Raw genomic sequence first — 13,511 nt, 5'->3', positions numbered from 1 at the left:
GAGGAACTCTTGCGTTCAGTATAGGCCTCGACATTGATGAATCCGCGCAGCATTATTCGAATGGTGAGATGCAAATTTGCATCAGGAGGACCGCACGATGAACTGGGACGACGCGCGAGTGTTTCTCGCGGTGGAGCGCGAAAAAACGCTCCGTGGAGCGGCCAGGACGCTCAATCTCGATCAGGCGACGGTCGGCAGAAGGATTGCGGCACTAGAGCACGCCCTGCGTGCCACGCTCTTCCTGCGCACCTCCGAGGGTTACGCGTTGACCGCCGCTGGCGAGGCCGCGCTGAGATCAGCGGAGAACATGGAACACTCCGCCCATGAACTCGTCAGACGAACTCAAGGCACGGATACACGGCTTGCGGGGGATGTAAGAGTCACCAGCACCGACTCGATCGCGCTCGAATTCCTGTTTCCCGCCATCGAACGCCTGCATGCTGCGCATCCCGACGTGCGCGTCCTGCTGGACACGTCGACGCGCATGCTAAATCTGGCAAAGCGTGAAGCGGATATCGCGGTCCGGTCAGTCAGGCCCGATAATCCCGATCTTGTCGCGCGGCGCCTGGCTCGCTGGCCCATGGCGCTGTTTGCATCGACCGCTTATCTCGAGCAGCACGGCAAGCCCGCCGCTGGCTCCGCATTCGCGGGCCACGATCTTGTCGTCTATCAGGGAAACTGGACCGGGAATCGATCGCCGACTCTTGCTGGCGAACCGATACACGCGGGGCGCATCGTATCGACCTTCAATTCCAGTCTCATGCTGCGTACCGCGGTAAAGGCCGGCCTCGGCATCGGCGAGCTTCCGATACATCTGGCTGAACACGACGGCCTCGTGCAGATATGGCCGGAACCCGCACGTGGGGCGGTCTACGAAGTCTGGCTCGTCACGCATCAGGACCTTCGGCATACCGCGCGCATCGCAGCAATGATTGACGGCATCGTCTCCGCGTTCGAAGATCACACAACCCACACAAAATAGTCATGCACGACCTGACTGCGGCGGCTGCGTGTCACCTCGACAGGAAGAACCAGGCCAGTTCGCGGTCCGGCATGGGCTCTTCAGGCCCGCTGTAGAGTGTCCATCGCCTTTTCGGCATCGGCCAACGAGTCGACCGCGAGATAAGCAATGAACTGCGTGCCAAGTACAGCGGCGGAAACGCCACGGAGGTTGATCCCCTCGTCTGCCAGCATCTGGGTCAATTGCGCGATGATCCCCAGCTGGTCCAGACCCATTACACGGACGGAGTGAAGGCTCGGGGTGACGGTGAACCCCACCTGTGCCGCCGCTTGAATCTCCCTCTCCCCCTGCAGCGGTGCGACAAACACGACCCCCTTGCCCGATGCTTCCGGCGTGCGGCGTGCGATGACGAACTGCAAGTCGACGCCCGCATCCCGCAAAGCGTTTAACACTTGCGCAAGCCCACCCGGTTTGTCCTCGATGGCAGCGGCCCAAACATCGACACGTTCTACGCTCAGTTCCATGGCAGTCCCTCCCGCCTGACACATCTCCCAATCAAAATCTACTTCACGAACGGCACGCAATCAAGACCGGCGCGTCCACCCGCGGCATCGCGTTCTTCGGGCGGCCCGGGTTTGTACACCGCAATACGCTTCGCCGCGGCAGACAGGTCTCGTCCCTCAAGGTGGTTGGGCGTATCATTTCGTGAGAAGAACACCGGTTCAGGCCGCGCCCCCGGGGGCAATCACCCATTACCGGCTGGCTTGCCGCACCGTTGTCCAGCTATGGAATTCCGATCTCCTCGCTGCAATCCATAGTGTCCGGGCGCGACACAACGCAGAATCCCCCTTAAAGGGGCGCACGATTGCATGGACGGGGATGGCAGCCAGGGTCAACCCGAACACCTGGAGCAATTGATGCACGTGACAGAAGCGACGTTCCCGAACAGGCCACCTCTGTTCCTCGCCACGAAGGTCTTTCCGCCACGCCTGCCCGCCGGTTTGATAGATCGTCCGCGCCTTGCCTCTCTTGCCGCACAGACAGAAATGAAGCGCCTGACGGTGATCAAGGCTCCCGCTGGATTTGGCAAGACGTCGCTCGCGCTCACCTGGCTAAGCGTGCTCGGGACGAGCAGCGCGCGGGTTGCCTGGCTCTCTCTCGACGCCGACGATGACGAACCCGCTCGATACTTCAATCATCTTGCGCACGCATTACGGCAAGCCTGTGGCAACGTCGGCGCCTCAGTGATCGGCTTGACCGCCGAAGCGTCGTTTGTGCCGGCGAATTCACTCGCGTCGACGCTGATTAACGAGCTTGTCGACGTCGACGACGAGGTCTACGTTTTCATCGACGACTACCACTTGATAAGCGAGGCACCGATTCACGAAGCAATGTCGCTCTTCATTGCCAACGTGCCCTCGCAGGTCCACGTGGTGCTGTGCACCCGAACGGATCCCCCTCTTCCTGTGGCCAGGCTGCGAGCCCGCAACGAGCTCCTGGAAATCGACGCGTCGACGTTGAGATTCAATTTCGACGAGACGCGCCGCTTCGTCGAGCACGAATGCCCCGGCAAGCTCCGCACTACGGAGGTGAAGTCGCTGTTCGCGACCACCGAAGGCTGGGCTGCCGCGCTGCGCATCTCCGCGTCGGTGCTGGCCCGGAACGATCGCCCCCGAGGCTGGCAGGCAGGCGCTCCGACCGGCGCATCGCGGCCGCTTGCAGACTACCTCGAAGACATCCTTCGCTCTTTACCGGCCGAAATGTTCGAGTTCATGCTGCGTACGGCAATACTCGATCGCCTGAGCGCGCCGCTTTGCGCGGCGCTCACCGGCCTCAAGGCGAGCCAGACCATGCTGGACGCCATTGTCGCGCGCCAGTTGCTGCTCGAACCGCTGGACCTGGAAGGACACTGTTTCCGCTATCACCCGCTGATGGCCGAGTACCTCCGGCGTCGGCTGGAGGCCTGCTACCACGAGGAGATCACCGAACTGCATCGCCGCGCGTGGCAATGGTACGCGGCAGAGCGCCAGTGGACCGACGCAGTCAGGCATGCCATTGCGGCCGGCGCAACCGACGATGCCATTCGCCTCATGGAACACTGCGCCATGTCCCTCCTCAAAGCAGGCGATCTGCTCACGCTGGTCGGCTGGCAGCGTCAATTCCCATCCGACCTGATGCGGGCACAGATCACGGTCACGCTTGCGACGGCTTGGGGCACGGTCCTCGCCATGCGCTTCGATGACGCGGCCTCGATGCTGGATTCGATCGAACGCGATGCCGCCGGCAAGGGTATCGACGCTGACCGCGTCAGATGGGAGTGCGTCGCCATTCGCTCGGCACTTGCAGCCTTGCAGGATGACCCGCAAAGGGCGCTCTCGCTCGCGCAACGATATCTGGACCGGCCGTCGCGCGATTCCTGGACCACCAACGCGGTCTCAAACGTAGCGCGCTTCGCCCACTGGAAAGCGGGTAATCTTGAGGCCCTTCACGCCACACCGTGGATTCCCGACTCGATCGAGGAAGACCAACGCAGCGTATTCTCCACGGTTTATCGGCTTTGCCTGCTCGGCCATGTGGAAATGCAGCAACTGCGCTTTCCGCTCGCGGAGCGCCGTTTCAGCGAAGCGATGGAGCTTGCCGAACACCATTCGGGTCCGCAGTCGATAGCGGTGGCGTTGTGCGCCCCGATGATCGCCCAATTGCGTTATGAGGAGGGCCGGCTGGACGAAGCTGAAGCGCAGCTCGTCGAGCTCATGCCGGTCATTGAACTTGCCGTGCTTCTCGACAGCGTGTTGATCAGCTATCGCATACTCATTCGAATCGCCGTGGCGCGCGCCAATTTTGCACACGCGCATGCCTTGCTCGACAGTGCACAGGCGCTGGGGCAGGCACGTCGATGGAACCGGCTGATTGCCGCCGCGCTCGCGGAAAGAACCCGGCTGAATCTTGCAGAAGGCAGGCTTGCCGAAGCGGGCGCGTGCGTGGCACAGCTGCGGCAGTTGGCCGCCTCCAACGCCGGATCGTCCACTCCGGTGTCGCCGGAGATCGAGAACTACCGGGACCTCGGGGCTGCGTGCCTCGCGATGCGACGGCAGCAGACCGGGGAAGCGGTCGAGATATTGAGCGGTGCACTGGAGCGTCTCGAACGCCTTCACGGCACTTATCTCGCGCTGCGGCTGCGGACCCTCCTCGCGCTGGCGTGGCTGAATGCAGGCGAGCGCGATCGGGCACTCGAGATATTCCGCGAAGTTGCGAGGATGGGGGCGCCTGCCGGGATCTGCCAGTCGATTGTCGATCACGGGCCGGAGATCGGGCCGCTATTGAAGCTGGCGCGCGACAGCGCCCGCACCACGGCCACAGCGCCGGAAATAGTGACCTGGCTAGACCGTCTGCTGGATAACTGGCGAAGACAGCACGAACCCAACAGCCAGCCCCAGCGAGAAGGCGAGCGGGATCGCCTCAGCTCGCGAGAGCGCGGCATCGTCGAGTTGATCGCACAGGGACAGTCAAACAAGGAAATTGCGCGTACGCTCGGGATCACACCTGAAACGGTCAAGTCCCACGTAAAGAGCATCTTTACGAAGCTGGAAGTCGACAAACGCGCCCAAGCCGTCTCGCGCGCGCAGACGCTCGGATTGGTCAAACATAGCTAGCGCCGGTTCACGCCCATAACGAGCTTGTGCTGGCCGCCCACGCTGCGCGGACAGTACCTGGCTTACCGCGCGACAAGCAATACGCATGCATGAATCAGGACGCCCACCGTGCCACCGACAAACGTGCCATTGATTCGAATGTACTGCAGGTCCCGACCGATCTCGGCCTCGAGCTTGCGGCTTACCTCCTTCGCGTCCCAGCCTTTCACGACGTCGGTTATCAGCGCCGTCAGTTGATGGCGGTGGCGCAGCACGAGCAGGTTGGCAATATCGAGCCACCACGCGTTCAACTTGTGCTGAATGGGGGGCTCGCTCGCCACGCCTTTACCGATGGCTACGAAGGTACCGGCGATCATGTCGCGCACCGCCGAGCGCCCGCTTCCGAGATCGGCAAGCACGTGCGCCCGGACGTGATCGAGCAGGACGCGATAGTAGCGCCCATCTTCAAGATGCCGAATGCAGTCGCGCAGCACCAGTCGACCAAACCGGCGATAAACCGCTGAGGTCCGCAGGTTGCTGGACAGATCTTGCACCGCCACGTCGAACCGACGCCGAAGCTCGTGCTCCGGATTTGCCGCGACCTCATGGATGAGCGCGACGATGCCTTCGACAAACTTGTTGACGATGTATGCGTCCAACGGCGCCGGCGTGAATTTTGACGCCGCGCTGAACTTCGCCTTGATCAGATCCACGTTGGTGCTCAACCACGTTTCCACGGCGCTCAATCCGCGATCCAGCAAAGGCTGATGACGGTTGCCTTCGGTGAGGATATTCAGGACCTGGCCCGCCATGCGAGATACCTGGAGCGTGCGCAATCGCGGAATCACGAGTCGCTCGAAGAGATGTTCGATGTCCGTCTCGTCTATGTCCTCAAGCAGGCGGGGTAGCGAGCCGGCCACCCCATCCGCGATCAGCGCGCTGTTTTCTCGTACTGCGAGCCACCCCGCCAGCGCTTGTGCCGCATTGAAACCACTCAGCCGCCCGACGATGACTTCGGGGGTCAGGAAGTTTTCCTCGATGAAACCGCCGAGACTCTCGGCTATGCGCTGCTGGTTCTTCGGGATGATGGCTGTGTGCGGGATCGGGATCCCGCACGGGTGCCGGAACAACGCGACGACGGCATACCAGTCCGCAATCGCACCGACTGTAGCGGCCTCGGCAAAAGCACGGGGCCACTCCAGCCACGGATACGCAGCCTGCCAGGCCACACACGTGAGGAGTAGCACGATCATCACTGCGAGCAAGCAGGTCGCCGTCGTGCGCATGCGCTTCAGCCGGACGAGCTTCTCGTCCCCAGTTGGGTCAAGCTCCGCGTGCCCGGCATTCCCGTCCCGCGCGCTCACGGAACTCAATGCGCCTCCTGCCGCAGGAACCGCTTCACCACCGGCGCGACTTCACCTGCACGGGTGATTAAAAATAGATGGCCGTCATCGATCACATGCAGGGTCGCATTCCGAATCCTTGCCGCGAGAATCTTTGCATTCGTGAGCGGCACGATCGGGTCGTCGTTGCCATGCATGACGAGCGTCGTTTGCCGCAGCGCGCCCAGCCAGGGCAAGCTGGTCCAACCCGAGGCAGCCAGCAATTGGTAGAGGTAACCACGGCCGCGTGGCGCCTGGATATGGCGGCTGTGTGCATCGAGCAGCGCGGAATCGTGGCGGTAGGCGCCCCCGTATATCTCCGCCCCGATTTGCCGCAGGTAGGCCGGATCGGTATAGCGTCGCGGCCCGATCAGTTTCGAAAGCACCGACAGCCTTGCCGGCACCATGATCACCCCGGGAGACGTGGCCGCGAGAATCAGCCTGCGGCAGCGCCGGGGGTAAAGGTGCGCGAACTGCTGGGCCAGCGCCCCACCCCACGATACGCCGAGCACGTCGACGGGGCCGGCGTAACCCAGCCGCGTCAGGAGCTTGTCGGACAGGACGGCAAGCGTCGAGAACCGATACGGGATCAAGGGGACGGGCGAGCCGCCAACGCCGGGGACGTCGAAGACGATGACTGTCACATCATCCAGTGCCGCAACGAATGGCTCAACCAGCTCGAGATTCGCGCCGATGCCATTGAATAAGAGCAGCGGCGGCGACGCGTCGCTGCCACGCCGGACTGCGACACGCAGCACCTGGCCGTCCAGATCGATCGTCTGAATTTGCATGGCGTCGACACACTCCGCGCTTGTTTGTAATTCGGTCATCCGGTTGGTCTCTGGTTGGACGCTTCGTTGTAGCGGCGGCTCGCACCCGCCCGCCAGATCACTTCTTGGGCTGCATGAGCGCTTTCAGCTCCTCGACATGCTCCGCAAAGCGCTTCGTGACCACAGCGATACTGTCGGTTTGAGCCCGGTACGCCGCATCCGTGAGCGCCTGCATGTCCACGAATGCCTTTTGCAGCGTCTTTTGAACGCCTTCGCCCGTAGCCGCAGCGGATTCGCTGCCGGGGGACCTCAAGCGGGTAACGAGCGATTGCAGTTCAGTCATCGTCGAACGCACGATATCCATCTGCTTCTGACCGAGTTGCTGCACACCCGCGAGCGCGGTCATATTCGCCTCGGCGAGCGCTTCAATGTCCTTGCGGCGCGTTTCGAGGATGGCGGCTACGTCGAGGCCCGGCAGCTTGAACTGCGTGATGAGCTTCGTATATTCACCAAAGATATTGCTGGGTTGGGTTGCTGCCATGACGACTCCGTTAAAGTAGTTGCAAATAAATTCGTTTTTGCTATCTGGCGATGATTCCGGTTAGGCTTCCGAAACATAAGTCCCGGGTGCTTTCACACCGGCTGGGTGCCGTTCGCTGCCAAGTTCCGCTGGCGCTGCCCGCTTGTCGCCGGAGCGGGCGACCAGCCAGTCTCTCCAGTTGCCCCACCACGAATCCGTTTCAGCCTGTGCGCCGGCAAGCCACGCATCGGCGTTCGCCGGCAACTCGGGGTTGAGGTAGTACTTCGCCTTCGGATTGCCGGGAGGATTGATCAGGCTCTGGATATGACCGCTTGAACTCAGGACGAAACGGGTATTGCCGCCAAACGTCGTGGCGGTGTTGTACACCCCCTTCCACGGCGTAATGTGATCCGTCATGCCTGCCACTACATACTTGTCGCACTTGACCTGGGACAGATCGACCGGCGTGCCCAGTATCGTCAGCGCGCCTGGCTTGCTGAAGAAGTTCTGCGTGAAAATGTCGAGCAATTGCCCGTGCAGCTTCGCCGGAAGCCGGGTCGTGTCGTTGTTCCAGTAAAGGACGTCAAAGGCGGGCGGTGCGTTGCCCAGCAGGTAATTGTTGACCCAGTAGTTCCATACCAGATCGTTGGGCCTCATCCAGGCGAAGACGCGCCCCATCTCCTCGCCCGCTAGCACCCCGCGTGAAATGCTGTGCTGCTTGGCCGCCGCAATGGCCTCGGGCGTTGCAAAGAGGCCGAGTTGCGAGTCGGCGGTATTGTCGAGTACGGCGACCATCAGTGTGGTGGCATTGACCGTGGTATCCCCCCGGCTCGCGAGATGTCCAAGCAAAGCCGAGATGGTCATCGCACCGGAGCAGGCGCCGTGCAGGTTGACGTCGTCGCACCCGGTGATCTCGCGCACAGCCGCGATGGCTTCCACGAGCGCGCTGACATAGGTGTCCAGATCCCAGTGGCTTTGAGCCGCGGTGGGATTGCGCCAACTGACGACAAACGCCTGGAGTTCGTTCTTCACCAGGTAGTCGACGATGCTCTTGCCCTCGGACAGATCGAAGATGTAGAACTTGTTGATCTGCGGCGGCACGATCAGTTGCGGCCGGCTGTAGACGTCCTGCGTCGTCGGCGCATACTGGATCAGTTCCAGCACTTCGTTGCGAAAAACGACCGCGCCGGTGGATGTACCGAGGTTCTTGCCGACCTCGAAAGCCGTCTTGTTGACCTGCGCGGGCATGCCGCGATTCTTGAGCAGGTCCATTACGATGTTGTTGCAGCCGTCCAGCAGGCTGGCGCCACCCGTATCGATGACCTTCTTGAGCGCCGCAGGATTGCCCAGCAGCGTGTTAGTCGGGGACGCCGCGTCGGTAATCAGCGACATCACAAACCGCGCCCGCTCCTTGTTATCGGGATCCAGCCCGGAGCGCTCGACGAAACCCGCAAGGGCATTGCGCCACGCGAGGTAGCCTTGCAGCGTCACGCGATACAGCGAATTGTTCTGCCATGCGGCGTCGGTGAAGCGTTTGTCGCCCTTGGGCGGTGTCGATTCCGCACTACCCGAGAAGAGCCCGAAAAGCTCGCGAGCGAAAGCCACTTCCTGCTCCATGACCAACCCCGGTTGCCGCCATGCCTGAGCGCCGATTTGCTGCGCGGTTGCGACGATATCGCACAGCCGCAGGCCGACAAAGGGATTGGGACCCAGCACTCCCTCGGCAGCCGACGCCGCGAGATCATCAGCCTTTTCGCTTTGCCGTGGGCTTTCAGTCGTTACCGCCATTTTGCCGCTCCTTCGGGAAAGTCTTCCGCTACGCAAAAAGTCATGGATCACGCGACCAGCATCGCGAGGGTTTCTGCCACCAGTGCCGGCTTGTCCTCGCCATCGATCTGCAACTCGTTCATTGCCTTGATGAGGATGCGGCCGCCGCCCTTGCTCTGCGCCGACACGAGCGTGACACGACCACGCACACGCGCACCTGCCTTGACGGGCGTCATGAAGCGCACTTTGTCCAGACCGTAGTTGAGGCCCGCCGAAGCGTCCTTTGGAACGATGCCGATCTCGATCGCCATGGCCGCCAGCAACGACAGCGTCAGATAACCGTGTGCGATCGTGCCGCCGAACGGACTCTCGCGCTTCGCCCGCTCCTCGTCCACGTGAATCCATTGCCTGTCGCCCGTGCACTCGGCGAACGCATTGATGCGCGCCTGATCGACCACCACCCAGTCCGACACCCCCAGCTCGCGACCCACGAAGTCGCCGATGGTGGCGACGCTGTAATTCCCGACGCAGTCATTTCCCATACTCTTCGCTTCCACTCCCGGAAATTTGCTCGCCAATCAGGCGAACTGCTCGCGCAGCCACTTCTTGTTGATCTTGCCGACACTCGTCTTTCCGAGTGCATCGACGAACTTCACGATCTGCGGCACCGCATATTTCGATATCTTTCCGGATGTGCTGAACGACAGTACGTGCTGCTTGATGTCGTCCTCCGTGACTGCTATCCCCTCCTCGAGCACGACCAGCGCCACTGGCCGCTCGCCCCACTTCTCATCCTTGATGCCGATGACGGCCACCTCGGAAACACCAGCGTATTGCGAGATCAGATTTTCTATCTCGAGCGACGAAACCCACTCGCCGCCGGACTTGATCACGTCCTTCGAACGGTCGGTGATTTGTATGTTGCCCGTCGGATCGATATTGGCAATGTCCTGCGTATGGAGATAGCCGCCGGCCCAAAGCTGCTGGGAAGCTTCGGGATTATTCAGGTAGCCCTGTGTGAGCCACGGGGCGCGCACGACGATCTCGCCGGCGGCATTGCCGTCGTGGACGAGTTGGTCCATGTTGTCGTCGACGACACGCAGGTCAACCAGCGGAACGGGCCGGCCCGTTTTGCAGCGCAGGCGAAGCTGCTCGTCGGCGTCGAGTTTTTCGGCTCCGGGCGGCAGTTGCGCGAGACTGAGCACGGGGCAGGTTTCCGACATCCCGTAGCCGACGAACACGTCGATGCCCCGGTCCAGCGCCGCCTTGGCGAGGCCTTGCGGCAACGCGCCGCCGCCGATGATGACCTTCCACTTGCTCATGTCCGTCGCCTTGCCCTCCTCGCACGAGAGCAGCATGTGCAGGATCGTGCCGACGCAATGCGAGAACGTGACGCCCTCTTCGCGCACGAGTCGCGCGAGCCGGTCCGGCATATAACGCCCGGGATAGACCTGCTTCACACCCATGACCGTGGCGATATACGGCACGCCCCATGCGTGGACGTGAAACATCGGGGTGAGCGGCATGTACACGTCGCCACGATGGAAACGCTGTCCCGAGACAGGGCTCGCCAGTGCCGCCATCAGGGTGATGGTATGCAGCACCAGTTGCCGATGCGTAAAGTAGACGCCCTTGGGAAGACCGGTCGTACCGGTGGTGTAGAACGTCGTTGCACGCGTATTCTCGTCAAAATCGGGGAACGTGTAGCTCGTGCTGTTCGCCGCCAGCATCGACTCGTATTCAGCCGAGAAGGGAATACTGTGTGCACCCGCTTCGCTACCTGGCTCATCGATCCAGATAAACGTACGCACCGTTTCCAGTTTGTCCTTGATCGCTTCGACGACCGGCAGAAAATCCGTGTGAACCAGCAGGACCTCAGCGCCGGCGTGATTGATCGTGTAGGCGATTTCCGCCGGGGACAGACGCACGTTCACGGTCTGCAAGACAGCGCCCATCATCGGAACGGCGAAATAGGACTCGAGGTAGCGGTGGCTGTCCCAATCCATCACCCCAACCGTGCTGCCGTGCTGCACGCCAAGCTGGCTCAAACCGTTGGCGAGGCGTGCGATACGCTCGCGCAACGTCGCATAGGTCATCCGGAACTGATCCCGGTAGACGATCTCCTCGTCCTGCGCCTGAACGAACGGCGTGAGCAACAGCTGCTTGATCAGCAACGGATAGGCGTAGGCCGTGGACCCTTGCGTCTTGACTTCGTCCTGCATCGATATCTCCTTTAGTCCAACAATGGATTGCCAGCGAATACTGATCTACTTATTTTTCTCTGCCTGCCGTGGCATCGCGTTCGCACAATGATCCGAGTGTCAGGGCTCGGGAAGTACCCCCCGAATGGGGGAATGCTGCGGATACAGCCGGGGGATACAGTCTGGGGAGACAGGCGTTCGCATGTCCCGTACTTCCCGCGTCTCGCCGCTGGACTTGCGATCCTCCGTCGTGTTTTCAGCAGATGTGTACATTGACCGCTTCAACATGGCATTCATGACCGAAACGTCCGAAGAAATGCGGGCAAACCAGTGGTTCTGCTCCTTGCCTGCGGCCGAGCAGGAGGCGCTTATCCAACGAAGCGAATTGATCGCGCTGCAGCCTGGCGAATTTCTGTTCCGCCGGGGAGATACGCCGAGCGGCTTCTATGGTCTCAAGGACGGCAGACTCAAGGCCTTTACGCTTCGTGAAGACGGCAAGGAGGCGATCCTGGCCGTCATCGAGGCCGGCAACTGGTTTGGACAGACCTCCATGACCGGTCGCCACCCACGCCCGCGCGATGTCGTCGCGATCGAGCGATCGACCGTCTTCGTGGTCAGGACACCTGCCTTTGACGAACTGATGCAGAGTCAGGCGTTCCTCCGGGCCATCGCCGAGTTGCAGTCCATCCATATGAATTGGCTCTATCGCATAATCGAAGATGCCACGCTGCACTCGACACGCGCACGCGTTGCCCGCCGCCTGCTGCTGCTCGCGTCGGGCGACGTGACCATGTGGCCGCAGAGTCGCCAGAATGTCAGCGTCTCGCAGGACACGCTGGCCATGATGTTGGGCATCACGCGCCAGACACTGTCGCTGGAGCTCAAGGCATTGGCCGAAAAAGGAGCGATCGCTCTCCGGTATGGTCGAATCGAAATATGTTCGAAGGACGTCCTCGCGTCCTGTCAGGATTCTTAATGATCGCTCCCGCCGGTGCACTCTCGAACCGCTCGCCGTCCCGGCGCTAGAACGTATGCCGCAAGCCAGCCGTGATGCCTAGCTGGGTCGTGCCGTACGCCGAGCTCAGGGCGTTGATGCCCTGGAACTGTGCGCCAACCATTCCGCCGCGGTACAGCGAGTAATCGGCTTCCAGATAGGTATCCGTGCGTTTCGACCAGTTATAGTCCGCGAGCAGCTGGAATTGCGTCGCGTTCCCGTTGGCTGCCTGCGTCTTCCCGGTCTGAATCGTGCGCCACACGTTCGCAGAAAGGTGCGTCGCGTTCCCTATCAGCTGTGTGACCCCACCATAAAACATCTGCCGGGCACTGAACGTATTGAATTCCAGCGCGGACAATTCCGGCTGGCTGAAGGGACCGTTAGGGAAATTGCCGACGAACTTGGCGTCCTGCCTGTTCACGGCCCAGCCGGCCATGACCGTCGTATCGCCGAACGAATAGGACCCACCTGCCGTCCAGGATTTGAAGTGCGCGGAACCGTTCACGGCATCGCGCGAGTCGAGGTACGCGGCAGCCAGACGCAATGGTACGCCGGGCAGATAGAGAATCGATGCCCCAATCTGACTTCCCGAGCCGAATGCGCCCGCATTGCCACCAAACGCGTAGGACACCTCAGTCGTCAAGTATTGCCATCGCGCCGCGTACTTGACCATGTTGCTGGTCCACACGCCCTGAGCCATCGTGACTTCCGGCCGAAACTGGTAGAAAGTCGGCAGCCATGGATTGGTGATGAAGGCGCTCAGAACCGCGTCGGCAAGTGGGTTGAGCTGGCGGCCCATTGTCAGCTTTCCGTAACTGCTCGACTGCACGCCAACAAATGCGGTGTTGAAGAACGGATAAGCAGGATCGGTCGCCCCGGAATTCGGGAAGAAGCGATTCTCGAGCTGGAACACGACCTTCGTTCCGCCGCCGATGTCTTCCGCGCCCTTGAGTCCCCAAGCGCTCTCGCTTGCGCCGTTGGCGAGCTGGACGCGAGAATCGCCTTGCGGATCCGCATGAGTCGCGTACCGAATTCCCTGATCGACGAGGCCGAAAAGCGTTACCGACGACTGCGCCGCTGCCGGGACGGAGTACATCGTCGCAGTCGACATGATGGCAGCCAACAAGCCGGCCTTGCGTCGATGCAACACCTTTCCGGACAATCTCCTTACCTTCCTCATTTACAGACTCCAATATTATGATTATGTTGTACTACGAACTATATGAATAACGTCTAGACCTGATTTATTGCCAGCGGAGTTTGAGCGCTTGATTTATTCGCGTT

At 61.3% G+C, this 13,511-nt stretch carries 11 protein-coding genes; 3 read left to right on the top strand and 8 right to left on the bottom strand.

The genetic code is table 11. The features are described 5' to 3' along the window. Window positions 1-97: 97 nt before the first annotated feature. Window positions 98-982 carry a LysR family transcriptional regulator gene (locus tag P3T22_RS07825; protein WP_429324673.1) on the top strand — a complete coding sequence of 295 codons (885 nt, stop codon included), beginning with the start codon at window positions 98-100 and terminating at the stop codon, window positions 980-982. A gap of 80 nt (window positions 983-1,062) precedes the next feature. On the opposite strand, the gene P3T22_RS07820 is transcribed toward P3T22_RS07825, so the two are convergent. Further along, window positions 1,063-1,485, bottom strand: coding sequence for an ACT domain-containing protein (locus P3T22_RS07820; RefSeq protein ID WP_063500766.1), 423 nt, complete (start codon window positions 1,483-1,485; stop codon window positions 1,063-1,065). 393 nt (window positions 1,486-1,878) lie between these two features. Here P3T22_RS07820 and P3T22_RS07815 point away from each other — a divergent pair, with 393 nt between their 5' ends. Next, the gene (locus P3T22_RS07815) at window positions 1,879-4,614 is read left to right on the top strand and encodes a LuxR C-terminal-related transcriptional regulator (protein ID WP_429324672.1); all 2,736 of its coding nucleotides are present in this window, start codon (window positions 1,879-1,881) and stop codon (window positions 4,612-4,614) included. Between the two features lie 62 nt (window positions 4,615-4,676). Here the strand turns inward: P3T22_RS07815 and P3T22_RS07810 are convergent, their stop codons facing one another. From P3T22_RS07810 to P3T22_RS07785, 6 genes are read right to left on the bottom strand one after another with little or no spacing between them, the layout of a single operon-like run. Continuing rightward, window positions 4,677-5,957 (bottom strand): DUF445 domain-containing protein, encoded by a 1,281-nt coding sequence (locus tag P3T22_RS07810; RefSeq protein WP_429324699.1) that lies wholly within the window; start codon window positions 5,955-5,957, stop codon window positions 4,677-4,679. A 5-nt stretch (window positions 5,958-5,962) separates the two neighbouring features. Then, the gene (phaZ, locus tag P3T22_RS07805; protein WP_429324671.1) at window positions 5,963-6,805 is read right to left on the bottom strand and encodes a poly(3-hydroxyalkanoate) depolymerase; all 843 of its coding nucleotides are present in this window, start codon (window positions 6,803-6,805) and stop codon (window positions 5,963-5,965) included. A gap of 58 nt (window positions 6,806-6,863) precedes the next feature. Beyond that, entirely contained in the window at window positions 6,864-7,286 is a 423-nt protein-coding gene (phaP, locus tag P3T22_RS07800; protein ID WP_429324670.1) for a TIGR01841 family phasin, read from the bottom strand. Window positions 7,287-7,346: 60 nt separating this feature from the next. Beyond that, window positions 7,347-9,053: an alpha/beta fold hydrolase gene (locus P3T22_RS07795; protein ID WP_429324669.1), complete on the bottom strand. Its 1,707-nt coding sequence runs from the start codon at window positions 9,051-9,053 to the stop codon at window positions 7,347-7,349. A 47-nt stretch (window positions 9,054-9,100) separates the two neighbouring features. Further along, window positions 9,101-9,574 carry a MaoC family dehydratase gene (locus tag P3T22_RS07790; RefSeq protein WP_429324668.1) on the bottom strand — a complete coding sequence of 158 codons (474 nt, stop codon included), beginning with the start codon at window positions 9,572-9,574 and terminating at the stop codon, window positions 9,101-9,103. A gap of 36 nt (window positions 9,575-9,610) precedes the next feature. Then, on the bottom strand, window positions 9,611-11,254 hold the full coding sequence (locus tag P3T22_RS07785) for a fatty acid--CoA ligase (RefSeq protein WP_429324667.1): 1,644 nt from the start codon (window positions 11,252-11,254) through the stop codon (window positions 9,611-9,613). Between the two features lie 181 nt (window positions 11,255-11,435). Here P3T22_RS07785 and P3T22_RS07780 point away from each other — a divergent pair, with 181 nt between their 5' ends. After that, entirely contained in the window at window positions 11,436-12,209 is a 774-nt protein-coding gene (locus P3T22_RS07780) for a Crp/Fnr family transcriptional regulator (protein WP_236720975.1), read from the top strand. Between the two features lie 46 nt (window positions 12,210-12,255). Here the strand turns inward: P3T22_RS07780 and P3T22_RS07775 are convergent, their stop codons facing one another. Next, window positions 12,256-13,338: a porin gene (locus P3T22_RS07775; RefSeq protein ID WP_429324666.1), complete on the bottom strand. Its 1,083-nt coding sequence runs from the start codon at window positions 13,336-13,338 to the stop codon at window positions 12,256-12,258. Window positions 13,339-13,511 lie beyond the last annotated feature (173 nt).

Source organism: Paraburkholderia sp. GAS348 (assembly GCF_050434205.1).
Lineage (GTDB): Bacteria > Pseudomonadota > Gammaproteobacteria > Burkholderiales > Burkholderiaceae > Paraburkholderia.
This window is presented reverse-complemented; position numbering and strand designations above follow the sequence as displayed.

What these genes read in the sequence shown, in the direction of transcription:
- P3T22_RS07785 (WP_429324667.1), bottom strand. Translation starts at nt 11,254, where the DNA reads ATGCAGGACGAAGTCAAGACGCAAGGGTCCACGGCCTACGCCTATCCG.
- phaP (WP_429324670.1), bottom strand. Translation starts at nt 7,286, where the DNA reads ATGGCAGCAACCCAACCCAGCAATATCTTTGGTGAATATACGAAGCTC.
- phaZ (WP_429324671.1), bottom strand. Translation starts at nt 6,805, where the DNA reads ATGACCGAATTACAAACAAGCGCGGAGTGTGTCGACGCCATGCAAATT.
- P3T22_RS07825 (WP_429324673.1), top strand. Translation starts at nt 98, where the DNA reads ATGAACTGGGACGACGCGCGAGTGTTTCTCGCGGTGGAGCGCGAAAAA.
- P3T22_RS07780 (WP_236720975.1), top strand. Translation starts at nt 11,436, where the DNA reads ATGTCCCGTACTTCCCGCGTCTCGCCGCTGGACTTGCGATCCTCCGTC.
- P3T22_RS07795 (WP_429324669.1), bottom strand. Translation starts at nt 9,053, where the DNA reads ATGGCGGTAACGACTGAAAGCCCACGGCAAAGCGAAAAGGCTGATGAT.
- P3T22_RS07775 (WP_429324666.1), bottom strand. Translation starts at nt 13,338, where the DNA reads ATGTCGACTGCGACGATGTACTCCGTCCCGGCAGCGGCGCAGTCGTCG.
- P3T22_RS07790 (WP_429324668.1), bottom strand. Translation starts at nt 9,574, where the DNA reads ATGGGAAATGACTGCGTCGGGAATTACAGCGTCGCCACCATCGGCGAC.
- P3T22_RS07820 (WP_063500766.1), bottom strand. Translation starts at nt 1,485, where the DNA reads ATGGAACTGAGCGTAGAACGTGTCGATGTTTGGGCCGCTGCCATCGAG.
- P3T22_RS07815 (WP_429324672.1), top strand. Translation starts at nt 1,879, where the DNA reads ATGCACGTGACAGAAGCGACGTTCCCGAACAGGCCACCTCTGTTCCTC.